Here is a 21,889-nt window from a genome sequence, read left to right as displayed (position 1 = left end):
TGGAGAATATACGGCGCCTGTGACATTCCTGTGCGCGGGAACGACCTTGCTCAGCCGGCCAGCGGGAACATCGCTCCCCGGCGGCCCTCGGGGGAGACCAGCCATTCCAGCTTCGCCGCCGTGTCCGCCGCCGGCAACGGGGTGTGCAGCACGATCGCGAGGTCGGGCCGGGCCGGCACCCGCAGTTGGGTCGATTCGAGGGCGAGCGTGCCGACCACGGGGTGCTCCAGCTCCTTGCGGATCTGGCCGCCCGGCATGACGTCCCGCCGCTCCCACAGCTCGGCGAACTCCCGGCTCGCCTCCTTCACCTCCGCCACCACCGCGCGGAAGCCCTCGTCCTCCGGGCGGTCCGAACACGCGGCCCGGAACTGCGCGACGACCTGCGGCGCGAGTTCCTCCCAGTCGTCCGCCCGGGAGCGGTAGAGGGGGTCGGTGAAGAACGAGACGAGGCAGTTCTGGGAGATCTCGGGCCGCATCCCCAGGACGATCGACGCGGCGTCGTTGTACATGATCGTGTTCCAGTAGGCGTCCATGATGTGCGCCGGGAACGGCATCCACGCCTCGATCAGCCGCCGCAGCCCCGCGCACATGTCCCGCGCCGCCGGATCGACTTCCGGCGCGGGCGGGTTGAGCGCGGCCAGGACGTACAGATGGCGCCGCTCGGCCGGGCTGAGCCGCAGTACCCGGGCGACCGAGTCGAGGACCTGGGGGGAGACGGTGATGTCACGGCCCTGCTCCAGCCATTGGTACCAGGACACGCCCACACCCGCGAGGACGGCGACCTCCTCGCGGCGCAGGCCGGGGGTCCTGCGGCGGGCGCCGCCGTCCGGGAGCCCCGCCTCGGACGGGCTGACCCTGGCCCGACGGCTCATCAGGAACTGGCGCAGCTCGGCCAGTCGGTGTGCCTTGCCCTCGACGCTCTCGACCGCGGCGGCCACGTGCTTCCTCCCCCTGGATGCCTGGTGGTGCGACCAACAGGATAAGTTCCCGCTCCCCACGGTTGTTCCCCCGCACCGAGGGTGGTGGCCATGGCAACCCTGACCACTCCCACCCCCGCTCCCCCGTCCCTGACCCCCCGTTCCCGTCTCATCCTCTTCGTGCTGTGCGCGGCCCAGTTCATGGTGGCGCTCGACTTCTCCGTCCTGAACGTGGCGCTGCCGGTGCTCGGCGCGGACCTCGGGCTCGGCCGGTCCGGGCTGCAATGGGCGGTCACGGCCTTCGCCCTCCCCTCCGGCGGCTTCCTGCTGCTGTCGGGCCGGCTGGGCGACCTGTACGGGCGCAAGAAGCTCTTCCTCGCCGGCCTCGCGCTCTTCGGCGCGGCCTCCGTCCTCGCGACCTTCGCCTGGGACCCGGCGTCCTTCCTCGCGGCGCGGGCCCTGCAGGGCGTCGGCGCGGCGGCGATCGTGCCGACCGGGATGTCCCTGCTGACCACCACCTTCCCCGAGGGGCCGCAGCGCGACCGGGCGCTCGGCATCTCCGGCACCCTGCTCTCGCTCGGGTTCACGACCGGGATGGTCCTCGGCGGTGTCATGACCGACACGCTGGGCTGGCGCTCCACGATGGGGCTGCTCTCACTGTTCAGCCTGGTCGTGATCCCGCTGGCGCCGGGCCTGCTGCCCGAGTCCCGTACGCCCGAGCGGCCCCGCCTCGACGTGCCGGGTGCGGTGACCGTCACGGGCGGACTGCTCGCCCTGATCTACGCTCTCACGACGGCGGCCGAGCGCGGCTTCGGCGGCGCGGACGTGCTCGTCACCCTGGTCGCCGGGGTGGCGCTGCTGATCGCCTTCGTGGTCGTGGAGTCCCGGCACGAGGCCCCGTTGGTGTCGCTGCCGATGCTGCGGCGGCGGACGATCGCCTTCGGCAACCTGGGCGGACTCGTCACCTTCTCGATGATGTCGACGGTCATCTTCGTGCTGACCCTGTACCTCCAGCAGACGCTGGGCCTGTCGGCCTTCGCCACCGGCCTGGTCTTCGGTGTGCAGGGCGTCGTGTCGGTCTTCGCCGGATCCGTCGCCCCGAAGGTGATCGGCCGGATCGGCGCCCGCCGCACCCTGGTGCTCTCCCTCGCCGGGCAGGGGGTGTTCGTGGCGGCGCTGCTCGGGATCGGCGCCCACTCGGGCGCGGTCCTCGCCGGGGTCGCGGTCTCCCTGGCGTCCATCTGCCACCTGGGCGCGATCATCTCGTACGGAGTGACCGTCACCTCCGGTGTCCCGGACGAGGAGCAGGGGCTGGCCACCGGCCTGGTGACGACGACCCAGCAGGTCGGTATCACCGTCGGCATCCCGCTGCTCGGCGTCCTCGCGACGACGGGCGGGGACCTGTACGGCGGTGTCCGCACGGTCCTGGCGGTGGACGCGGCGATCGTGCTGGCCACGGCCCTGCTCCTGGCGATCGGCCTGCGCAGGCGCGCCTAGGCGCCCGTCGTGACCGGGCCGGTCATCGCCGGTGCCAGTCGTCCTGGGCGCCCGTCGTGACCGGGCCGGTCATGGCCGGTGCCGGTCGTCCTAGGGGCGGTCGAGGCGGAGCCGTACCGCCTTGGGGAGGCCGGCGACGACCAGGTCGTAGGAGTCCTCGATGAGCTCCCGGACCATCCGGTCCGGGAGCCCGCCGACCGTCACCGTGTTCCAGTGGCGCTTGTTCATGTGGTAGCCGGGGGCGACGGCCGGGTGCTCCTCGCGGAGCCGTACCGCCTCCTCGGGCTCGCACTTGAGGTTGATCCTCAGCGGCTCGGCGTCCAGCGCCGAGAGGGCGAACATCTTCCCCGCGACCTTGAAGACGGAGGCCTCCGGTCCGAACGGGAACTCCTCCGTCGCGTCGTTGAAGCCCAGACAGAACGCGCGCACCTGGTCGGGGGTCATGCCGGCCTCTCCTCCGGTTCGACGAGCACCGTGACGATCTTGTTCCGCCGACCCGCGGGGGACTCGGCGGTGAGCCGGAGCGAGCGCCCGTCCGGCAGCCGCACGGCCGCCTTCGCCCCGGCGATGGGCACCCGGCCGAGCGCCTTGGCGAGCAGCCCGCCGACCGTCTCCACGTCCTCGTCGTCGTACTCGTCGGGACCGAAGCCGTACAGCTCGCCGAGGTCGCCGATGTCGAGGCGGGCGGTGACCCGGTAGCGGTCGTCGCCCAGCTCCTGGACCGGGGGGAGTTCGCGGTCGTACTCGTCGGTGATCTCACCGACGATCTCCTCCAGGATGTCCTCGATGGTGACGATCCCGGCCGTTCCGCCGTACTCGTCGATGACGACGGCGACGTGGTTGCGCTCCTGCTGCATCTCCCGCAGCAGGTCGCCCGCGTTCTTGGTGTCCGGCACGAACGCGGCCGGCCGCATCGCCGTCGACACCAGGTCCGCCTCCGCGTCGCGGTTGATGTGCGTCTTGCGGACCAGGTCCTTCAGATACACGATGCCGACGATGTCGTCCTCGTTCTCGCCGGTGACCGGGATCCGCGAGAAGCCGGAGCGCAGCGCGAGGGTGAGGGCCTGACGGATCGTCTTGTACCGCTCGATGCAGATCAGGTCGGTGCGGGGCACCATCACCTCACGTACGAGCGTGTCGCCGAGCTCGAAGACGGAGTGCACCATCCGGCGCTCGTCGTCCTCGATCAGCGACTCCTGCTCGGCGAGGTCCACCATCGCCCGCAGCTCGGCCTCGGAGGCGAAGGGGCCCTTGCGGAAGCCCTTGCCGGGGGTGAGCGCGTTGCCGATGAGGATGAGCAGCTGCGGGATCGGGCCCATGATCCGGGCCAGCGGCAGCAGGACGTACGCGGCGGCGGTGGCCGTGTTCAGCGGGTGCTGGCGGCCGATGGTGCGCGGCGAGACGCCGACGGCGACGTAACTCACCAGGACCATCACCGCGATGGCGACGAGCAGCGCCTCCCAGGTCTGGGGGAACTCCTCCAGGCACGCGTAGGTGACGAGAACCCCGGCCGCCATCTCGCAGGAGACGCGCACGAGGAGCGCCACGTTGAGGTAGCGGGTGGGGTCGGAGGCGACCTCGGTGAGCTTCTCGGCACCGCGCCGCCCGGACCGTACGGCCTCGGCGGCGCGGAAGCTGGAGACGCGGGCGAGACCGGCCTCGGCGCAGGCGGCGAGCCAGGCGACGACGACGAGGGCGACCGCGCCGAAGATCAGCGATGCGTTCATCGGATCCGGTTTCGACTGCGGCTCAGGAGACGGTCGGCGCCGGGGACGGGCCGGTCAGGCCCTTCTCCGCGCGCCAGCCGTCGACGATGGCGGCCTGGAGACCGAACATCTCCGCCTTCTCGTCCGGCTCCTCGTGGTCGTAGCCGAGCAGGTGCAGCACTCCGTGGACGGTGAGGAGCTGGAGCTCCTCGTCCATGGAGTGCTGCGTCGGCGCGTCCTTGCCCTGCTGGGTGGCGACCTCGGGGCAGAGCACGATGTCGCCGAGGAGCCCCTGCGGCGGCTCCTCGTCGTCCTTCGACGGCGGACGGAGCTCGTCCATCGGGAAGGACATGACGTCCGTCGGGCCCGGCAGGTCCATCCACTGCATGTGGAGCTGCTCCATCGCCTCCTCGTCCACGACGATCACGGAGAGCTCGGAGAGCGGGTGGATGCGCATCCGCGCGAGGGCGTAGCGGGCGATGTCGAGGATCGCCTGCTCGTCGACCTCGGTTCCGGACTCGTTGTTGACGTCGATCGACATGGTGCTCTGTTACTACTTCCCGTTGCGGCTGTCGTACTGCTCGTACGCGTCGACGATACGGCCGACGAGCTTGTGCCGTACGACATCGTGCGACGTGAGGCGCGAGAAGTGCACGTCGTCCACGCCTTCCAGGATGTCCTGGACCTGGCGCAGGCCGCTCTTGGTGCCACCGGGGAGGTCGACCTGGGTGATGTCACCGGTGATGACGATCTTCGAGTCGAAGCCGAGCCTCGTCAGGAACATCTTCATCTGCTCCGGGCTGGTGTTCTGCGCCTCGTCGAGGATGATGAACGCGTCGTTGAGCGTGTTGTGCGTCAGCAGATAGTCCTGCGTGACGTACAGCGAGTCCTCCGCCGCCACCTGGATGCAGACCGTCTCCTCACGTCCCGCCGGCTCGATGGAGTCGATGAACCGCATCGGCCGGCCACCGCCGCCCGCCGCGTGGTACTTGTCGCGCTTGCGGGCGAGGCGGAAGGGCTCGATGCCCTCCGGGAGCCGGATGTCGACGATGTGGGCGTCGTACCGGTGCTCGACCGGGCGTCCCTTGGCCCTCCCCGGCACCCGGCCTTCCGCAGCCCTGCGGCGGGTGGACGCGACACCGCCCAGCGACTGCACGAGGGCGATGACGTCGTCACGCAGCACGATGGAGGCGGTCGTGTACTGAATCCGGCAGGTGCGGTCGGCCTGGGTGACCGGGCCGCCGTCGGAGTCGAGGAGCCCCTGAAGCAGGGCCAGCCGGACCTCTGCCGAGTTGAACAGGTAGTCGTCCGGCACGAACTTGCTGTGCGACCGGGTACCGACCAGGCCGAGCGTCCTGAGCACCCTGGTGACGGGGTTCTCGAGGGTGATGACGTCGCCCGGCGACGTGACCCGATTCAGGATGTAGTCCGGGCCGCCCTTCGCGCGCACCGCCACGCCCGGCAGAGCCGCTTCCAGCGCATCCGCGCGTTCGGTGTCCTCGGTGGAGAACGACGGCGTGGTGGAGCCCGTCAGGCAGCCGTCACCGAGCAGCAGCCCGAGTGCGTAGGGGTCCATCGGGACCTCACGCTCGGGCAGAGCCACAGGCGCGGTGAGCAGCGGCAGCTCGTAACGGCGGGCGTGCGCCGCCCGCAGGTTGCCGATCATCTCCTGGGTCTCCAGGACCCGCCACGGCTTGTCGCGACGCTTGTCCGACGCCGTACGGACCGTCCACAGGTGCTCGCCACAACACAGGGTCCAGGAACCGTCCTGTGCGGAGACCCGGTAGACGTCCTTCTCGCCCTGCGGATAGACGCCGAGGACCGGGGTCGGTTCGCCGTTCGAGCCGACGACGAGGTCACCGACCTCCAGGTCGCCGATCGGACGCCAGCCATCCGGCGTCAGCACGTTCGTGAAGACGGGCTGCGCGCGGCCCCGCATGTACGCCAGCGGCGCGACCTCGATCGTGCCCGAGGCCATCAGCTTGGGGATCGAGTCGGGGTCGAGCATGTCGTGCAGCGCGTCGTAGAGCGGCCGCAGGTAGGGGTCGATCTTCTCGTAGAGCGTGCCGGGCAGGAAGCCGAGCCGCTCGCCCGCCTCGACGGCCGGCCGGGTGAGGATGATCCGGGTGACCTGCTTGGACTGCAGGGCCTGGACCGCCTTGGCCATGGCCAGGTACGTCTTGCCGGTACCGGCGGGGCCGATGCCGAAGACGACCGTGTGCTTGTCGATCGCGTCGACGTACCGCTTCTGGTTGAGGGTCTTGGGGCGAATGGTCCGACCGCGGCTGGAGAGGATGTTCTGGGTGAGCACCTCGGCCGGGGTCTCCTGACCCGCCTCCGCCTTGCCGTTCTCGCTCGCCCTGAGCATGGCGATCGAGCGTTCCACTGCGTCCTCCGTCATCGGCTGTCCGGTGCGGAGCACCAGCATCATCTCGTCGAACAGGCGCTGGATCAGCGCGACTTCCGCCGCGTCTCCCACCGCGCTGACCTGGTTGCCCCGGACATGGATGTCGGTCTTCGGGAACGCCTTCTCGATCACGCGCAGGAGGGCGTCGCCGGAGCCGAGAACGGTCACCATCGGATGCTTCGCGGGGACGGTGAAGTGGGCGCGGACCTCGCCCGGCGCGCCATTGCGGGCTGTGGGTGTCTGAGTCATGGGCCGGCACTGTGGCCTGCACATACCTCCCGTTGCAGGGTTCTCGCTGCTCGACAACCTCTGGGTACCAAGCCTACGACTTGTCACTGACAAGGCCGAAGCCTTTTACCGGGACGGGGTACGGGAAGGCGGGCAGACGGCTCGGGCCGGGCGGCGGCTCCGGCCGGGCTGCGGCTCAGGCCGAACGGCGGAAGCCGATCGTGGGGACCGCCCGGCGCAGGGGCCACGGGCGGGTCGCGGCCGGGAGCAGGCGCTCCAGGAAGGCGTAGCGGCCGCGCAGCGCCGCCGGGTCCTGGCAGACGTGCCCCTGGACGTGCTGCCACCAGGCGGCGACCTCGCCCCAGCCGGGAGCGGAGAGCGAGCCGCCGAACTCCTGCACCGACAGCGCCGCGGTCAGACCGGCGAAGGCGAGCCGGTCGGCGAGCGGCCAGCCGGCGAGCGTTCCGGTGACGAAGCCGGCGACGAAGACGTCACCGGCGCCGGTCGGGTCGAGGGCGGAGACCTGGATGGCCGGGACCTCCGCGGTCTCACCGGTGGCGCCGTCGACCGCGTAGGCGCCTTCCGCACCGAGGGTGACCACCGCGTAACGGACCCGGTCGGCGAGCGCGTGGGCGGCGGCCTTCGGGGTGTCGGTGCGGGTGTAGCGCATCGCCTCCTGGGCGTTGGGCAGGAACGCCTCGCAGTGCTCCAGGTCGGTGAGGCCGGCCAGGTCCCAGCCGCCGGTCTCGTCCCAGCCGACGTCGGCGAAGACCTTGGCGCCGCCCCGGGCGGCCTGGGCGACCCACTCCTCGGCGCGGCCGGGCACCAGGGAGGCGACGGCGGCGCGCGCGTGCGGCGGGTAGGCCGGCAGGGCGCCGTCCAGGGGCGGGGCCTCGTGGCCGTGCGAGACCATCGTGCGTTCGCCCTCGTACGCCATGGAGACGGTGACCGGCGAGTGCCAGCCGGGCACCGTCCGGGAGAGCGAGAGGTCGATGCCCTCGCCCTGCTCCAGGGCGTCCCAGCAGTACTCGCCGTAGTGGTCGTCGCCGAAGGCGGCGGCGAGCGAGGTGCGCAGGCCGAGGCGGGCGAGGGCGGTGGCCATGTTGGCGACGCCGCCGGGGCTGGAACCCATGCCCCTGGCCCAGGATTCGGTGCCGCGCACGGGGGCGCTGTCGAGGCCGGTGAAGATGATGTCGAGGAAGACCGTGCCGGTGAGGAAGACGTCGCACTCGGGGTCGGTGGGCTCGCGCAGGCACACCAACGGGTCGACCCCGGCGTCGTGTTGCTGCTCTCCCCTTGCTGTGGTCACGGCAGGCTCCCCGGTCGTGGTGCGGATCAGCCCAGTGTGCCCGATGAGGGCCGGGCGACGGGGGTGACGCAGCCAGAAAAAGAGCCACCACTACCCGGCTCCCCCAGCTCCAAACCCCATAGTGACCCAGATCACGAAGGCAATGGGCGGATTCCACCCTCTCCGGGCTTCTCCGGGCCGCCGGTCGCTTGATACACATGTTCCGCGATCCCGTGCAACACCGGGCGCTCCACCCCTTTCTCACCTGTTCCCTGGAACGCCCATGTCGTCGCGCCCGCGTGCCCTGGGGCCCCTTGTCGCCCTGTTCACGGCCGGTTATCTCGCCCCGTACCTGCTCCCCACCGTCGTCGGCCGGCTCTCGGCCGGGCTCGGACTCACCCCCGCCCAGGCGGGGCTCGTGGGCTCGGTCCTCCTGCTCTCCTCCGCCTCGGCCGGCTTCGCGCTGGCCGCGCGCGTGGAACGGCTCGGCCCGCGCCGGGCGGCGAGAATCGGCCTGCTGGCCATGGGCGCCGGCTACGGCTCGGCGGCGCTCACCGCGAGCGTCCCGCTGGTGATCGGCGGCGCGGTCGTCGGCGGCCTCGGCTCGGGTACGGTCCTGGCGGTGGCCGCGGCCGGGATCGCCGCGCAGCCCGACCCGCACCGGGCCTCCACCCTCGGCCTGCTCTCGGTCTCGGCGACGGCGGGCGCGCTCTATCTGACCCTCCCCCACCTCGGCGCCGGCCACGCGCTGCCCTTCGCGTCGATCGCGCTGACGGCTGCGCTGGTCTGGCCGCTGACGGGTGGGCTGACGGGGCCGGCCGACCCCGCCGACCGCGCGCCCGCACGGGCGGGGACGTCCCGCGGCGGGGTGCGGGCGCCGCTCCCGCACCGGCGCTCCGGTGTCGTGCTCGCCGCCGCGATCCTGCTCTGGTCCCTGGCGCAGAACGCCCTGTGGGGCGTCAGCGGCCGGATCGGCGTCACTCAGGCGGGGCTCGGCGAGGTCACCGTCGGAGCGGTCTTCGCGGTGGCGCTGGGCGCCGGGCTCGCGGGCGTCCTGGCGGCCGGGGCGCTCGGTTCCCGGCTGGGCCGCGCCGTGCCGGTCGGGGCGGGTACGGCGGTCATCGCCGTCTGTGTGCTGGTCAGTTCGGGCGCCGAGAGCCTGGTGGCCTTCGCGACCGGCGAGATCCTGTGGAACGTCTTCTACCCGGTCGTCCTGTCGTACCTGCTGGGCCTGGCCGCCTCCCTGGACCCGCGCGGCCGCTGGGCGGTGCTGGTCGGCTCGGCGTCCTCCCTGGGCGTGGCCTGCGGCCCGGTCACCGGCAGTGTGCTGTCCGAGCAGGCGGGGTATCCGGGCATGGGCCTGATCCTGTGCGCCCTGCTCCTGCTGGTCGCGGCGCCGATGACGGCGGTCGCCCTGCACACCTCGGGCCGCCCCCTGGTCCCGGGCTCGGTCCGCCGCCGCGGCGGCGCCCCGGCGGCCGTCGTCGCGGGCACGACGACGGCGGCCACCGGCCTGGTCCCGCAGATGGGCGCCCCGGAACAGGAGGTCGCCTCCGTCCCGGTGCCGTCCCGCCGCCGCGCCGCCGCAGCCCAGCGCTCCTTCCGCCTGGCCCGCCCCGGCGACGGAGGCCAGGGCGGCTAGGGCGGCTAGGGGGCAGGCAGGGCAGGAGAGCCGGGGAGCTCTACACCGCGTCGAAGTCGTACGCCTCGACCTCCGCCAGGTATCGCGCCCTGCGGTCCTCGTCGTCGTCGAGGAACGAGGCCTCGAAGGAGTTGCGGGCCAGCGTCCGCAGCTGCTCGCGGTCCAGGCCCAGCGCGCCGCGCACCGCGTCGAAGGTGTCGCCCACGTAGCCGCCGAAGTACGCCGGGTCGTCGGAGTTGACGGTCGCCATCAGCCCCGCGGCCAGCATCGAGGCCAGCGGGTGGTCCTCCAGGACGTCGATGGCCCGGAGCCGTACGTTCGACAGCGGACAGAGCGTCAGCGGCACCCGTTCCCGTACGAGCCGCTCCACCAGCTCCGGGTCCTCCACGCAGCGCAGCCCGTGGTCGATCCGCTCCACACCGAGGACGTCCAGGGCCTCGCGGATGTAGGCCGGCGGGCCCTCCTCGCCCGCGTGGGCGACCTTGCGCAGGCCGAGCGACTCCGCCGCCGCGTACACCTCGCGGAACTTCGACGGCGGATGGCCGACCTCCGCCGAGTCCAGGCCGACGCCCGTGATCCGGTGCAGATACGGCTTCGCGGACTCCAGGGTCGCCATCGCCGATTCGGCCGACTCGTCGCGCAGGAAGCACATGATCAGCCGGGTCGAGACGCCGTGCCGCTCCTGCGCCCCGTCCAGCGCACGGGCCAGGCCCTCGATCACCGTGCCGATCGGGATCCCGCGGGCGGTGTGCGCCTGCGGGTCGAAGAAGATCTCGGCGTGCCGGACGCCCTGGGCCGCGGCCCGCGTCAGATACGCGTCGGCGAGTTCGGTGAAGTCGTCCGCCGTGTGCAGGACGGCCATCAGCCCGTAGTAGAGGTCCAGGAAGGACTGCAGATCGCTGAAGAGGTACGCCTTGCGCAGCTCCTCGGTGTCCGCGTACGGCAGCGTGACGCCGTTGCGCGCGGCCAGCGCGAACGCCAGCTCGGGTTCGAGCGTGCCCTCGATGTGCAGGTGCAGTTCGGCCTTGGGGAGGGGAAGGGGCATGGGTCTTTCGTCCGTCTATCTCTTGGGGAGGGGGACCCTCATCAGGTCCTGGGCAATGCTCAGCTCGCCCGCGAACCCGGCCGCGCGGGCCTGCCGTTCGAACTCCGCCGGGTCGCTGTACCGCTGCGAGAAGTGGGTCAGGACGAGATGCCGTACCCCCGCGTCCCGCGCGACCGCGGCGGCCTGTCCGGCCGTCAGATGGCCGTGGTCGGTGGCGAGCCGGACGTCCTCGTCGAGGAAGGTCGACTCGATGACGAGCATGTCGGCGCCCTCGGCGAGCACGCGTACCCCGTCACAGAGCCGGGTGTCCATGACGAAGGCGAACCGCTGCCCGCGCCTGACCTCGCTGACCTCGTCCAGGGTCACGCCGTTCAGGACGCCCTCGCGCTGGAGGCGGCCCACGTCCGGGCCCTTGATGCCGTGCGCGGCGAGCCGTTCTGGCCGTATCCGGCGCCCGTCGGGCTCGGTGAGCCGGTAGCCGTACGACTCGACGGGGTGCGAGAGCCGGTACGCGTCGAGGGTGTACGAGTCGGTGACGGCGAGGGGGCCGTCGGCGGCGACGGGGGTCTCGGTCAGCCGTACGGTCTCGCGGTAGGCGGTCGCGTACCGCAGCCGCTCGAAGAAGCGCTGGCCGCTCGCCGGGTAGTGGGCGGTGACCGGGTGCGGGACCTGGTCGAGGTTGATCCGCTGGATCACGCCGGCCAGCCCCAGGGAGTGGTCGCCGTGGAAGTGCGTGACGCAGATCCGGTCGAGGTCGTGGGCGGCGACCCCGGCCCGCAGCATCTGGCGCTGGGTGCCCTCGCCGGGGTCGAAGAGGATGCCCTGCCCGTCCCAGCGCAGCAGATAGCCGTTGTGGTTGCGGTGCCGGGTCGGGACCTGGCTCGCGGTGCCGAGGACGACCAGTTCGCGTACGGACACGGGTTATCCGGGGGGCCAGTTGAGGCCGCGGCCGCCGAGGACGTGCGCGTGGGCGTGGAAGACGGTCTGGCCGGCACCGGCGCCGGTGTTGAAGACGATCCGGAAACCGCTGCCGTCGACCTTCTCCTGCGCGGCGATCTCGCCCGCCTCGCGCAGCATGTCGGCGGCGACGGTCGGCGCGGCGGCGGCGAGCGAGGCGGCATCCGGGTAGTGGAGGCGCGGGATGACGAGGACATGCGTGGGTGCCTGCGGGTTGATGTCCCGGAAGGCGATCGTGGTCTCCGTCTCGCGCACGATCGTCGCCGGCACCTCCCCTTCCGCGATCTTGCAGAACAGGCAGTCGCTCTGCGGCTCTCCGGCCATGATCCGGGCCTCCTCGCCTGGTGTCGATCAGTACACCGGCATGCTATCGGCCGTGCTCGGGAGCCGGTGCGCGGCGCCTGAGAGCGGCGCGGCTCACCCAGTAGGTGATCACCACGGCCCAGAACAGGGGATAGCCGAGCGCCCCGACGACGGAGGAGTCCGCCGTCCACAGCGCCATCGCGACCATCGAGTGCAGACCGAGCAGTCCGACCGCGGCGCCCATCGCGACCACCGGCCGGCTGCCCCGCGCCACCAGGAGCAGGGGGCGGCGCAGCCGGGGCGGCACGCGCCGGGTCAGCCACAGCGCCCAGCCGCCCCAGCCGCCCACGATCACGGCGACCCCGATCAGGTACGGGACGAGGGCGTCGGCGCCCGTGGATCCGGTGCGCAGCGACGCCGAGCCGAGTGCGGCGCCGACGAAGCCGAGCAGGGCCACCCAGCGGGCGCCCGCGACGGTGCCCCAGGCCATCGCCTCCAGGTTGTAGCGGGCCTGCCGGTCGTTCGTGTCGAGGGCCGCGGACTCGACGAAGCCCGCCGCGGCCTTCGTCCACGCCCCGCGCCGGAACCAGCGGCGGCGCAGTTGCAGGAGGGAGAGGTTGTTGTGGGCCTCGCTGCTCTGCGGGTCCAGGCGCAGCGCCGTCTCGTAGGCCTGTTCGGCGACGCGGTGGTTGCCGGTGCGGTGGGCGGTGAGCCCCACGAGGAAGTGGGCGTCGCTCTCCCCCGGGGCGAGAGCGACGGCGCGGCGGGCCGCCTCGTACGCCTCGTGCTGCCGTTCCCTGCGGCTGGACCGGTCGAGGACGGTGCCGAGGGAGTAGTGGCTGCCCCAGTAGTGGGGGGCGAGTTCGACGGAGTGCCGGGCGGAGCGCTCGGCCTCCTCGTACTGCTTGAGCGCGAGGAGGATGTGGGTGCGCATCAGCCAGGCCGGCAGTCCGTCGGGCTCGGCGCGCAGGGCCCGTTCGACGGTGGCGAGGGCCTCCCGCTCCCGGCCCAGGCGGTGCTGGCAGCGGGCGAGGAGCACGAGGGCGCCGGTGTCGTCCGGGTCGGTCGCCAGATGCCGCGCGGCGAGGGCGGCGGCCTGTTCGTACCGTCCGACGTCGAAGAGCGCGTCCGCCCGCGCCAGGTCCTGGTTCATGCCCGTGTTCATCAGATCTTGTCCCGGTCGTGGGTGATGCTGAGCAGGTTCGGTACGAGCCCCAGCCAGAACAGGATCTGGGGGACGAGCCGATCGGTCCACGGTGCGGTGACGATCAGCAGCGCGCACAGCGTGGCGAGGGTCGCCTGACCCAGGACGACGCGCGCCCAGAACTCCCGCCGCACCAGGGCGCGTACGGTCAGCCGGGCGCCGGTCCGCATCCTCCGGTAGCGCCTCCACGCACCGAATCCCCAGACGGCCGCCATCAGCGCGAGCGCCCAGAGCCGGGTGCCGAGGTGGATCGGCAGCTCCTTCGGCTCCTCGCCGTCGGTGGGGAAGATGTCGACGGTGACACCGGCCATGACGAGGCAGAGCAGGGCGAGCCACCGGGTGCCGCGCAGCATCCGGTAGACGGCCTTGTCGAGCTCCTTGCGGAGCGCCTCGGAGTCGGGGGCGGCGGCGAGGCCGCCGGCGTAGACGTCCGCGGCCCGGGCGGCGGAGGTGCCGGGCCTGGCCGCCTCGCGCTCCGCGCTGACCGTGACGGCGAGGCTGTGGGCGGGATCGATCCTCAGCAGCTGCCGGACGGCTTCCTCGGCCAGGTCGGTCCGCCCGTGGAACGAAGCGACCTTGTACATCGTCTCCCAGGGCTGGGCCTCTTCCGGTCCGATCCGCACCGCCTCCCGGGCCTCCCGGAGGGATTCCTCGGGACGGTCCGGCGCCAGCTGGAGCAGCATTTCGGCGCGCTGCCGGCGCGGGCCCCAGGCATGCGGGTCGATGCGGATGGCCTCGCGCTGCGCCGCGTCGGCCTCGGGCAGCCGGTCCATGCGGCGCAGGATCCAGCCACGCACGAAGTGGGCGTCCACATACCCGGGTTCGAGCCTCAGCGACTCCATGACGGCGGCGAGGGCCTCGGAGGGCCTTCCCAGGCTCATCAGGCACTGGCCGAGCACCGCCCACGCCTGGTGATCGTCGGGGTCCTCGGCGAGGCGGCGGCCGATCAGCTCGTGGCCCTCCCGCGGACGTGACATCTCATAGAGCAGCCGGGCCTGTTCGACCTGCGGATGCAGGGTCACAGCTTGCGCTTCTTCTTCAGGTAGGCGACCAGGTCGTCGTACATCCCGCCGTCGTTGGCGAACATCGCCACATTGCGGGCGGAGGCGAACCAGGACTCGCTGGAGGGCCTGAGCTGCTTCGCCGCACCCAGCAGGTCCTTCATGTTGATCATGCGTACGGTGCCGGTGCGGGCGGAGTCGAGGAGCGCGGACTCGGCGGCGGTCTCGCAGAGATGGGCGAGGTCGGCGCCCGAGAAGTCCTCGGTGGCCTTGACGAGTTTGCCCAGGTCGACGGATTCGATGGGGCGCTCGCGCAGGTGGTAGCGGAGGATCGCCTCGCGGGCGGGGCCGTCGGGCGGCAGCACGAGCAGGGTGCGGTCGAGGCGGCCGGGGCGGCGCAGGGCGAGGTCCACGTCCCAGGGGACGTTGGTGGCGGCGAGCACGAAGACGCCTTCGTTCTCGGCGCCGTTGATGCCGTCGAGTTCGGTGAGGAGCTGGTTGACGACGTTGCGCAGGCCGCTGTGGTGGGTGCGGGAGCGCTTGGCGCCGAGGGCGTCGAGCTCGTCGAGGAAGACGACGCAGGGGGCCTGGCGGCGGGCGGTCTCGAAGATGTCGTGGACGTTCTTCTCGGACGTGCCGATGTACATGTCGAGGATGTCGGAGAGCGAGATCGACATGAAGCTCGCGCCGAGCTCGCCCGCGACGGCGCGGGCGATGAAGGTCTTGCCGCAGCCGGGCGGGCCGTAGAGGAGGAGGCCGCCGCGCAGCGACTTGCCGTAGAGCTTGCGCAGTTCGGGGTTGCGCATGGGGGCGAGGAACGCGGCCTCCAGGCGGTCCTTGACCTCCTGCATGCCGCCGACGTCGGCGAGGCGTACGGAACCGGGGGCGTCGACGTCCCAGGCGGAGGCGTCCCCGGGGTCGCCGCTGCCGTCGGCGGTGAGCGGCTCCTCGATACCGCTTCCGGTGCCGCTCTGCGAACCGCTCTCCGTACCGCTCTCGGTGCCGCTCTCGACGAAGCGGGGGCCGACGAGGTCCCCGACCTCCTGTTCCGCGGCGGCCCAGTCGAAGGGCGCGGGGCCCTCGGACTCCTCCGGGGGCGCGGGAGCCGGGGCGGGAGCCGGGCCCGGGGCCGGCGCGCCCATCGCGCGGACCATCAGGGCGCGGGCGGCCTCGTCGCCGGGAGCGTGCTGGAGCGCGACGGCCGCCTCCGTGACGGCCTCGTCGTTCCGGCCTTCGGCGAGGAGCAGTTCGGCGAAGTGCAGGCGCAGGGGTACGTCACCGGGGGCGGCGGCGATGGCGGCGCGCAGGCTACGGAGAAGAGGGGACTCGTCGGGCATGCGGACCAGCCTATGAAGGGCCCTTGGGCGCTGGTTCACCGGGTGCCCGAAGATTAGGGTGGGCGGATGCGGCGAAAGGCGCACTGCGCAAGCTGGTGGTGGACGACACCGTCTGGCTCTGGAGCCTGAGGCACCGGCACCCGGAGTGCCGCGACGTCCTGAGCCTGCGCCGCGCCGACGCCCGCCACGCCCAGCTCCGCCTGGTCTTCCGCGACGCCCCGGGCCGCGCGGTGGGGGAAGCACCGCTGGGCTCGGGCGAGATCATGGGCACCGGCGGCCACTTCCTCAACCTCAACGAGCCCGGGGTGGTGCGCCGCCTCCTCGACGAGGCCGCGGCGCGCGGCCTCCTCCCCACCGCACACGGCGTGCGGGAGGAGGACGGCTGGCCCCTGTTCGACGCGATCGCGGCGCGCGAGGGGCCCCAGGAGGCGTCCGAGGAGACGGCCTAGGACCAGCGGCCGGTGCGGCCGAGCAGCAGCGCCGTCGCCGCCGTGCCGGCCGTGGAGGTGCGCAGCACGCTGTGGCCCAGGCGGTACGGCTTCGCTCCCGCCGCCTCGAAGGCCGCCAACTCCTCGGGGGAGACGCCCCCTTCGGGCCCGACGACCAGCACGATCTCGCCCTGCGCGGGGAGTGCGGCGTCCGCGAGGGCACCGCTGGGGTGGGCGCGGTCCTCGTGCAGGACGGCCGCGAAGTCGGCGCCCGTGAGCAGCGCCGCCACCTGCTTGGTCGTCATCGCGTCCGCGACCTCGGGGAAACGGGTGCGGCGGGACTGCTTGCCCGCCTCGCGCGCCGTGGCCCGCCACTTGGCGAGGGCCTTGAGGCCCCGGTCGCCCTTCCACTGGGTGATGCAGCGGGACGCGGCCCACGGCACGATCGCGTCGACGCCGGTCTCGGTCATGATCTCGACGGCGAGTTCACCCCGGTCGCCCTTGGGCAGCGCCTGGACGACGGTGATACGGGGTGCGGGCTCGGGGTCCTCGTGCACCGCCGCGACCTCGACGGTCAGCTGGTCCTTGCCCTCGGCGGCGGTCACCACGCACTCCGCCCAGGCGCCCCGCCCGTCGGTCAGGACGAGCTCCTCCCCGGCGCGCAGGCGCTTCACGGAGACGGCGTGGCGGCCCTCGGGGCCGTCGAGCAGGAAACCGCCGCCGGGACCGGGGACGGCGTCGACGACGAAGACGGGTGCGGTCATGAAGTGCTCCTGTGAGCCTGCGCGGAGAGGGCGGTGCCGAGTTCGGCGGCCAGTACCTCGACCAGTTGCCCCGCCGGGAGTCCGCGGGCCAGCCGGTGGCCCTGGCCGGCCCACAGGGCCATGCCCTGCGCGTCGCCCGCGGTGGCGGCCGCCTTGCGCAACGGGGTGGTGAGGTGGTGGATCTCGGGGTAGGCGGCGGGGGCGTACGGCCCGTGCTCGCGCATGAAGCGGTTGACGAGGCCTCGGGCCGGGCGCCCGGAGAAGGCCCGGGTGAGTTCGGTGCGTACGAAGAGCGGGTCGGTCATGGCCTGCTTGTGCAGGGCGTGCGCGCCCGACTCGGGGCAGACGAGGAAGGCGGTGCCGAGCTGGGCGGCGTCCGCGCCGGCGGCGAGGACGGCGGCGATCTGCGCCCCGCGCATGAGCCCGCCGGCCGCGACGATCGGCAGCCGCACGGTCTCGCGGACCTGGGTGACGAGGGTCAGGAGCCCGGTCCCGGCGAGGGCGGCGTCCGGGTCGTCGCGGTGCGTGCCCTGGTGGCCGCCGGCCTCGACGCCCTGCACGCAGACCGCGTCGGCGCCGGCCCGCTGCGCGGCCTGCGCCTCCTCGGCGGAGGTGACGGTGACGATCGTGTACGTACCGGCGCGGGCGAAGGCGTGGAACGTGTCCCGGCCGGGGCAGCCGAAGGTGAAGGAGACGACGGGTACGGGGTCCTCCAGGAGGATGGCCAGCTTGGCGTCGTACGCGTCGTCGCGTCCGCTGTCCGGGTCGCCGAGCTCCGTCTCGTACCAGGTGGCCTCACCGGCGAGCTGGTGCCGGTACACCTCGACGGCCGCGGGGTCGGCGGCCTGTCCGCCCTGCGGCATGAAGAGGTTGACGCCGAAGGGCTGTCCGGTGAGCCCGCGCACCTGCTTGATCTCCTGGTACAGACCTCCGGCGGTCTTGTACCCGCCGGCCAGGAACCCGAGCCCCCCGGCCTCGCACACGGCTCCGACCAGCTGCGGACAGGAGGCGCCACCCGCCATGGGGGCCTGCACGATCGGGTATCGGGAGAGATCGTTCAGTGCGGTGGACATGCAGGCATCGTGCCATGCGCCCGCGGCGCGGCCGAAACCGAAGGGGCCGCCGCCCACGCGTGCGCGTGCGCGGCGGCCCCTCCGGGGAACCGCGAGGCCTACCGGCCGTTGAAAGCGTCCTTCAGGCGCGAGAACAGGCCCTGCCGCCCCGGCTGACCGTGCCGACCCGGGGGACGACCCCCGGACCCCCGGCGACCAGGCCTACCGGCCGTTGAAGGCGTCCTTCAGGCGCGAGAACAGGCCCTGCTGCCCCGGCTGGAACTGGCCGGTGGGCCGTTCCTCGCCGCGCAGCTTCGCCAGCTCGCGCAGCAGCCGCTCCTGCTCCGGGTCCAGCTTCGACGGGGTCATGACCTCGACGTGCACGATCAGGTCGCCGCGCCCGCCGCCGCGCAGATGCGTGACGCCGCGCCCGTGCAGCGGGATCGACTGGCCGGACTGCGTGCCCGGACGGATGTCGACCTCCTCCATGCCGTCGAGCGTCTGCAGCGGCACCTTCGTGCCGAGCGCGCCCGCCGTCATGGGGATGGTGACCGTGCAGTGCAGATCGTCGCCGCGCCGCTGGAAGACCTCGTGCGGCACCTCGTGGATCTCGACGTACAGGTCGCCCGCCGGACCGCCGCCGGGGCCGACCTCGCCCTCGCCGGCGAGCTGGATGCGGGTGCCGTTGTCGACGCCGGCCGGGATCTTGACCGTGAGGGTGCGGCGCGAGCGGATGCGTCCGTCGCCCGCGCACTCCGGGCACGGCGTCGGGACGACGGTCCCGAAGCCCTGGCACTGGGGGCAGGGGCGGGAGGTCATGACCTGGCCGAGGAAGGACCGCGTCACCTGCGAGACCTCACCGCGGCCGCGGCACATGTCACAGGTCTGCGCGGAGGTGCCGGGCGCGGCGCCTTCGCCGGAACAGGTCGTACAGACGACCGCCGTGTCGACCTGGATGTCCTTCGTCGTGCCGAAGGCGGCCTCGTCGAGGGTGATCTCCAGCCGGATCATGGCGTCCTGGCCCCGGCGGGTGCGCGAGCGCGGCCCGCGCTGCGACGCCGTGCCGAAGAACGCGTCCATGATGTCCGAGAAGTTCCCGAAGCCGCCCTGGCCGAAGCCGCCGGCCCCGCCGCCACCGCCGGACGCGGAGAGCGGGTCACCGCCGAGGTCGTAGACCTGCTTCTTCTGCGGGTCCGACAACACCTCGTAGGCGGCGTTGATCTCCTTGAACCGCTCCTGCGTCTTCGGATCGGGATTCACATCCGGGTGCAGCTCGCGTGCGAGCCGCCGGAATGCCTTCTTGATCTCGTCCTGGGACGCGTCGCGGCGTACGCCGAGTACGGCGTAGTAGTCCGTGGCCACTTACGACTCCGCCAGGATCTGTCCGACGTAACGTGCCACTGCGCGTACCGCTCCCATCGTTCCGGGGTAGTCCATGCGGGTCGGTCCGACCACGCCGAGTTTGGCGACTGCCTCGTCGCCCGAACCGTAGCCGACCGCGACGACGGACGTGGAGGTGAGCCCTTCATGGGCGTTCTCGTGCCCGATCCGTACGGTCATGCCCGAGTCCTTGGCCTCGCCGAGCAGCTTGAGGAGCACGACCTGCTCCTCGAGTGCTTCGAGCACCGGCCTGATCGTGAGGGGGAAGTCGTGGCCGAAGCGGGTGAGGTTGGCGGTGCCGCCGATCATCAGCCGCTCCTCGTGCTCCTCCACCAGGGTTTCGAGCAGGGTCGCGAGCACCGTCGTGACCGTGCCGCGGTCCTCCGTCTCCTCGAAGGACTCCGGCAGATCCTGCACCAGTTGCGGCACGTCCGCGAAACGGCGGCCGACGACCCGGCTGTTGAGCCGGGCCCGCAGGTCCGCCAGCGAGGCCTCGCCGAACGGCGCCGGGCAGTCGATCATCCGCTGCTCGACACGGCCGGTGTCGGTGATCAGCACGAGCATCAGTCGGGCCGGGGCCAGCGAGAGCAGCTCCACATGCCGGACCGTCGAGCGGGTCAGCGACGGGTACTGCACGACGGCGACCTGCCGGGTCAGCTGCGCGAGCAGCCGGACCGTACGGCCGACGACGTCGTCGAGGTCGACGGCGCCGTCGAGGAAGTTGTGGATCGCGCGCCGCTCGGGCGTCGACAGCGGCTTGACGCCGGCGAGCTTGTCGACGAAGAGGCGGTAGCCCTTGTCCGTCGGGATGCGTCCGGCGCTGGTGTGCGGCTGGGCGATGTAGCCCTCGTCCTCCAGGACGGCCATGTCGTTGCGCACGGTGGCGGGCGAGACGCCGAGCCTGTGGCGCTCCGTGAGCGCCTTGGAGCCGACCGGCTCCTCCGTCCCGACGTAGTCCTGGACGATGGCGCGCAGCACCTCGAGCCTGCGTTCGCTGAGCATGGGCACACCTCCAGCTGTCGTTCCGGTTGCTCCGTGTTTGGCACTCGCCCTGTCCGAGTGCCAGGAATCCCCCGGCCAGTGTACGGCGGCGGGCATCGCTCCTGGCAAGGAGGCCGGGTCGCCGGGTCGTAGCGGATAGCGTCGCCGTATGGATGTCGATTGGGAAGAGCTCGGCTGGGAGCGGCTCGGGGACGGGGTCGGCAGGCGACGACTGCCCGTCTGGGACGCGACGGTGGGCCTGGTACTCGGCGAGAAGGCGGTCCTGCTGTACGACACGGGCTCCACGCTGCGCGAGGGCGCGGAGCTGCGGGCGCAGGCGGAGGTGCTCGCCGGGGGCCGGAGAGTGACGCACATCGCACTGAGCCACCCGCACTTCGATCATGTGCTGGGCACGGCGGTGTTCGCGGGGGCGGAGGTGTACGGCGCGGTGGGCCTGGACGAGCTGCTCGTACGGGAGCGGGACGCGGTGCGGCGGTCCGCGGTACGCCACGGCGTCGACCCGGTCTCGGCGGCGGAAGCCGTGGACGTCCTGGTCCCCCCGCGCCACACGGTGTCGGGCGAATGGACGCTGGACCTGGGCGGCCGGCAGGTGCTGCTGGCCAATGTCGGTCCGGGGCACTCGGGCCACGACCTGGCGCTCCTGGTCCCCGACGCCGCCGGCGCGGAGGTCGTCTTCTGCGGCGACCTGGTCGAGGAGTCGGGCGAGCCGCAGGCGGGCCGGGACGCGATCCCCTCGCGCTGGCCGGCGGCGCTCGACCGGCTGCTGGCTCTCGGCGGGGAGGAGGCGGCGTACGTACCGGGGCACGGGGCGGTCGTGGACGCGACGTTCGTGCGGACGCAGCGGGATGAGCTGGCACGGCGCTTCGGAGTGTCATAACGTCGCGCGAATGCGCAGCTACAACCCGGATCTGACGCCCCCTTGGAAGAAGTCGGCCCCCGTGCCCGAGGTCCCGGCGGACCTCGACCTGGTCGTGGAGGAGGTCGCGACGGGCTTCTGCGGGGCGGTGGTCCGCTGCGAGGCGGGCACGGTGACCCTGGAGGACCGCTTCGGCAAGCACCGGGTCTTCCCGATGGAGCCGCGGGGCTTCCTCCTGGAGGGCCGCGTCGTGACCCTGGTCCGGCCTTCGGCGGGAGCGCCGGTACGTCCCACCCGTACGGCTTCCGGCTCGATCGCGGTCCCCGGGGCGCGGGCGCGGGTGGCGCGGGCGGGCCGCGTCTACGTGGAGGGCCGCCACGACGCCGAGCTCGTCGAGCGGGTCTGGGGCGACGACCTGCGGATCGAGGGCGTCGTCGTGGAGTACCTGGAGGGCATCGACGACCTCCCGGCGATCGTGGCGGAGTTCGCCCCGGCGCCGGACGCCCGACTGGGCATCCTGGTGGACCATCTCGTCGAGGGCTCGAAGGAGTCACGGATCGCGTCCCAGGTGTCGTCGCCGGACGTCCTGATCGTGGGCCACCCCTACATCGACGTCTGGGAGGCGGTGAAGCCGTCCTCCGTGGGCATCCCGGCGTGGCCGGTCGTCCCCCACGGCCAGGACTGGAAGACGGGCGTCTGCCGGGCGCTGGGCTGGCCGGAGAACACGGGCGCGGCCTGGCAGCACATCCTCTCCCGGGTCCGCACGTACAAGGACCTGGAGCCGGCGCTCCTGGGCCGCGTGGAAGAACTGATCGACTTCGTGACGGCACCGTAGGCCACCGGCCGCGGGCCCCCCGCAAGCCCGCACCCCGCCT

The 21,889-nt window shown here is 72.5% G+C and carries 21 protein-coding genes; 5 read left to right on the top strand and 16 right to left on the bottom strand.

What is annotated here, in order from left to right; genetic code table 11:
• Positions 1 to 50 precede the first annotated feature (50 nt).
• On the bottom strand, positions 51 to 872 hold the full coding sequence (locus J7E93_RS04045) for a helix-turn-helix transcriptional regulator (protein ID WP_215065872.1): 822 nt from the start codon (positions 870 to 872) through the stop codon (positions 51 to 53).
• A gap of 156 nt (positions 873 to 1,028) precedes the next feature.
• Here J7E93_RS04045 and J7E93_RS04040 point away from each other — a divergent pair, with 156 nt between their 5' ends.
• The gene (locus J7E93_RS04040) at positions 1,029 to 2,414 is read left to right on the top strand and encodes an MFS transporter (protein ID WP_215065828.1); all 1,386 of its coding nucleotides are present in this window, start codon (positions 1,029 to 1,031) and stop codon (positions 2,412 to 2,414) included.
• Between the two features lie 90 nt (positions 2,415 to 2,504).
• Here J7E93_RS04040 and J7E93_RS04035 read toward each other — a convergent pair whose 3' ends face one another.
• The 5 genes from J7E93_RS04035 to J7E93_RS04015 form a co-directional block, all read right to left on the bottom strand.
• The gene (locus J7E93_RS04035) at positions 2,505 to 2,858 is read right to left on the bottom strand and encodes an MmcQ/YjbR family DNA-binding protein (RefSeq protein ID WP_215065827.1); all 354 of its coding nucleotides are present in this window, start codon (positions 2,856 to 2,858) and stop codon (positions 2,505 to 2,507) included.
• Positions 2,855 to 4,141 (bottom strand): hemolysin family protein, encoded by a 1,287-nt coding sequence (locus J7E93_RS04030; protein WP_215065826.1) that lies wholly within the window; start codon positions 4,139 to 4,141, stop codon positions 2,855 to 2,857. Before J7E93_RS04030 ends, J7E93_RS04035 begins: the two co-directional genes overlap by 4 nt.
• A gap of 22 nt (positions 4,142 to 4,163) precedes the next feature.
• Positions 4,164 to 4,661: an rRNA maturation RNase YbeY gene (gene ybeY, locus J7E93_RS04025; protein WP_215065825.1), complete on the bottom strand. Its 498-nt coding sequence runs from the start codon at positions 4,659 to 4,661 to the stop codon at positions 4,164 to 4,166.
• Between the two features lie 12 nt (positions 4,662 to 4,673).
• Positions 4,674 to 6,776: a PhoH family protein gene (locus J7E93_RS04020; RefSeq protein ID WP_215065824.1), complete on the bottom strand. Its 2,103-nt coding sequence runs from the start codon at positions 6,774 to 6,776 to the stop codon at positions 4,674 to 4,676.
• Positions 6,777 to 6,951: 175 nt separating this feature from the next.
• Positions 6,952 to 8,064: a PfkB family carbohydrate kinase gene (locus tag J7E93_RS04015; RefSeq protein WP_215065823.1), complete on the bottom strand. Its 1,113-nt coding sequence runs from the start codon at positions 8,062 to 8,064 to the stop codon at positions 6,952 to 6,954.
• A gap of 262 nt (positions 8,065 to 8,326) precedes the next feature.
• On the opposite strand from J7E93_RS04015, the gene J7E93_RS04010 reads away from it, so the two are divergent.
• Positions 8,327 to 9,685, top strand: coding sequence for a sugar MFS transporter (locus J7E93_RS04010; RefSeq protein ID WP_215065822.1), 1,359 nt, complete (start codon positions 8,327 to 8,329; stop codon positions 9,683 to 9,685).
• Between the two features lie 40 nt (positions 9,686 to 9,725).
• On the opposite strand, the gene J7E93_RS04005 is transcribed toward J7E93_RS04010, so the two are convergent.
• From J7E93_RS04005 to J7E93_RS03980, 6 genes are read right to left on the bottom strand one after another with little or no spacing between them, the layout of a single operon-like run.
• Complete coding sequence (locus J7E93_RS04005; protein ID WP_215065821.1) at positions 9,726 to 10,730, bottom strand: adenosine deaminase; 1,005 nt, start codon at positions 10,728 to 10,730, stop codon at positions 9,726 to 9,728.
• A gap of 15 nt (positions 10,731 to 10,745) precedes the next feature.
• Positions 10,746 to 11,648, bottom strand: a complete 903-nt coding sequence (locus J7E93_RS04000) for a ribonuclease Z (protein WP_215065820.1) — start codon at positions 11,646 to 11,648, stop codon at positions 10,746 to 10,748.
• Positions 11,649 to 11,651: 3 nt separating this feature from the next.
• Positions 11,652 to 12,011, bottom strand: coding sequence for a histidine triad nucleotide-binding protein (locus J7E93_RS03995; protein WP_215065819.1), 360 nt, complete (start codon positions 12,009 to 12,011; stop codon positions 11,652 to 11,654).
• A gap of 43 nt (positions 12,012 to 12,054) precedes the next feature.
• Positions 12,055 to 13,143 carry a tetratricopeptide repeat protein gene (locus tag J7E93_RS03990; protein ID WP_215065818.1) on the bottom strand — a complete coding sequence of 363 codons (1,089 nt, stop codon included), beginning with the start codon at positions 13,141 to 13,143 and terminating at the stop codon, positions 12,055 to 12,057.
• 11 nt (positions 13,144 to 13,154) lie between these two features.
• On the bottom strand, positions 13,155 to 14,216 hold the full coding sequence (locus tag J7E93_RS03985; RefSeq protein WP_215065817.1) for a tetratricopeptide repeat protein: 1,062 nt from the start codon (positions 14,214 to 14,216) through the stop codon (positions 13,155 to 13,157).
• A complete protein-coding gene (locus J7E93_RS03980; protein ID WP_215065816.1) occupies positions 14,213 to 15,532 on the bottom strand; it encodes a tetratricopeptide repeat protein in 1,320 nt (439 codons plus the stop codon). The genes J7E93_RS03985 and J7E93_RS03980 overlap by 4 nt, the downstream gene beginning before the upstream one ends.
• A 95-nt stretch (positions 15,533 to 15,627) precedes the next feature.
• On the opposite strand from J7E93_RS03980, the gene J7E93_RS03975 reads away from it, so the two are divergent.
• Positions 15,628 to 15,981, top strand: coding sequence for a hypothetical protein (locus J7E93_RS03975; RefSeq protein ID WP_308367717.1), 354 nt, complete (start codon positions 15,628 to 15,630; stop codon positions 15,979 to 15,981).
• Here J7E93_RS03975 and J7E93_RS03970 read toward each other — a convergent pair.
• From J7E93_RS03970 to hrcA, 4 genes are all read right to left on the bottom strand, one after another.
• Positions 15,978 to 16,724, bottom strand: coding sequence for a 16S rRNA (uracil(1498)-N(3))-methyltransferase (locus J7E93_RS03970; protein WP_215065815.1), 747 nt, complete (start codon positions 16,722 to 16,724; stop codon positions 15,978 to 15,980). The two genes, J7E93_RS03975 and J7E93_RS03970, sit on opposite strands and share 4 nt — an antisense overlap.
• The gene (locus J7E93_RS03965; protein ID WP_215065814.1) at positions 16,721 to 17,797 is read right to left on the bottom strand and encodes a nitronate monooxygenase; all 1,077 of its coding nucleotides are present in this window, start codon (positions 17,795 to 17,797) and stop codon (positions 16,721 to 16,723) included. The genes J7E93_RS03970 and J7E93_RS03965 overlap by 4 nt, the downstream gene beginning before the upstream one ends.
• A 201-nt stretch (positions 17,798 to 17,998) precedes the next feature.
• On the bottom strand, positions 17,999 to 19,138 hold the full coding sequence (gene dnaJ / locus J7E93_RS03960) for a molecular chaperone DnaJ (RefSeq protein WP_215065813.1): 1,140 nt from the start codon (positions 19,136 to 19,138) through the stop codon (positions 17,999 to 18,001).
• Entirely contained in the window at positions 19,139 to 20,158 is a 1,020-nt protein-coding gene (gene hrcA / locus J7E93_RS03955; protein ID WP_215065812.1) for a heat-inducible transcriptional repressor HrcA, read from the bottom strand.
• A gap of 148 nt (positions 20,159 to 20,306) precedes the next feature.
• Here hrcA and J7E93_RS03950 point away from each other — a divergent pair, with 148 nt between their 5' ends.
• Together J7E93_RS03950 and J7E93_RS03945 are read left to right on the top strand one after the other, a co-directional pair.
• Positions 20,307 to 21,035 carry an MBL fold metallo-hydrolase gene (locus J7E93_RS03950; protein ID WP_215065811.1) on the top strand — a complete coding sequence of 243 codons (729 nt, stop codon included), beginning with the start codon at positions 20,307 to 20,309 and terminating at the stop codon, positions 21,033 to 21,035.
• Positions 21,036 to 21,045: 10 nt separating this feature from the next.
• Positions 21,046 to 21,849: a DUF3097 domain-containing protein gene (locus tag J7E93_RS03945; protein WP_215065810.1), complete on the top strand. Its 804-nt coding sequence runs from the start codon at positions 21,046 to 21,048 to the stop codon at positions 21,847 to 21,849.
• Positions 21,850 to 21,889: the final 40 nt, after the last annotated feature.

Source organism: Streptomyces sp. ISL-36, assembly GCF_018614205.1.
Lineage (GTDB): Bacteria > Actinomycetota > Actinomycetes > Streptomycetales > Streptomycetaceae > Streptomyces.
This window is presented reverse-complemented; position numbering and strand designations above follow the sequence as displayed.

What these genes read in the sequence shown, in the direction of transcription:
- J7E93_RS04045 (WP_215065872.1), bottom strand. Translation starts at nt 872, where the DNA reads ATGAGCCGTCGGGCCAGGGTCAGCCCGTCCGAGGCGGGGCTCCCGGAC.
- J7E93_RS04040 (WP_215065828.1), top strand. Translation starts at nt 1,029, where the DNA reads ATGGCAACCCTGACCACTCCCACCCCCGCTCCCCCGTCCCTGACCCCC.
- J7E93_RS04035 (WP_215065827.1), bottom strand. Translation starts at nt 2,858, where the DNA reads ATGACCCCCGACCAGGTGCGCGCGTTCTGTCTGGGCTTCAACGACGCG.
- J7E93_RS04030 (WP_215065826.1), bottom strand. Translation starts at nt 4,141, where the DNA reads ATGAACGCATCGCTGATCTTCGGCGCGGTCGCCCTCGTCGTCGTCGCC.
- ybeY (WP_215065825.1), bottom strand. Translation starts at nt 4,661, where the DNA reads ATGTCGATCGACGTCAACAACGAGTCCGGAACCGAGGTCGACGAGCAG.
- J7E93_RS04020 (WP_215065824.1), bottom strand. Translation starts at nt 6,776, where the DNA reads ATGACTCAGACACCCACAGCCCGCAATGGCGCGCCGGGCGAGGTCCGC.
- J7E93_RS04010 (WP_215065822.1), top strand. Translation starts at nt 8,327, where the DNA reads ATGTCGTCGCGCCCGCGTGCCCTGGGGCCCCTTGTCGCCCTGTTCACG.
- J7E93_RS04005 (WP_215065821.1), bottom strand. Translation starts at nt 10,730, where the DNA reads ATGCCCCTTCCCCTCCCCAAGGCCGAACTGCACCTGCACATCGAGGGC.
- J7E93_RS03995 (WP_215065819.1), bottom strand. Translation starts at nt 12,011, where the DNA reads ATGGCCGGAGAGCCGCAGAGCGACTGCCTGTTCTGCAAGATCGCGGAA.
- J7E93_RS03990 (WP_215065818.1), bottom strand. Translation starts at nt 13,143, where the DNA reads ATGAACCAGGACCTGGCGCGGGCGGACGCGCTCTTCGACGTCGGACGG.
- J7E93_RS03980 (WP_215065816.1), bottom strand. Translation starts at nt 15,532, where the DNA reads ATGCCCGACGAGTCCCCTCTTCTCCGTAGCCTGCGCGCCGCCATCGCC.
- J7E93_RS03970 (WP_215065815.1), bottom strand. Translation starts at nt 16,724, where the DNA reads ATGACCGCACCCGTCTTCGTCGTCGACGCCGTCCCCGGTCCCGGCGGC.
- J7E93_RS03965 (WP_215065814.1), bottom strand. Translation starts at nt 17,797, where the DNA reads ATGTCCACCGCACTGAACGATCTCTCCCGATACCCGATCGTGCAGGCC.
- hrcA (WP_215065812.1), bottom strand. Translation starts at nt 20,158, where the DNA reads ATGCTCAGCGAACGCAGGCTCGAGGTGCTGCGCGCCATCGTCCAGGAC.
- J7E93_RS03950 (WP_215065811.1), top strand. Translation starts at nt 20,307, where the DNA reads ATGGATGTCGATTGGGAAGAGCTCGGCTGGGAGCGGCTCGGGGACGGG.
- J7E93_RS03945 (WP_215065810.1), top strand. Translation starts at nt 21,046, where the DNA reads ATGCGCAGCTACAACCCGGATCTGACGCCCCCTTGGAAGAAGTCGGCC.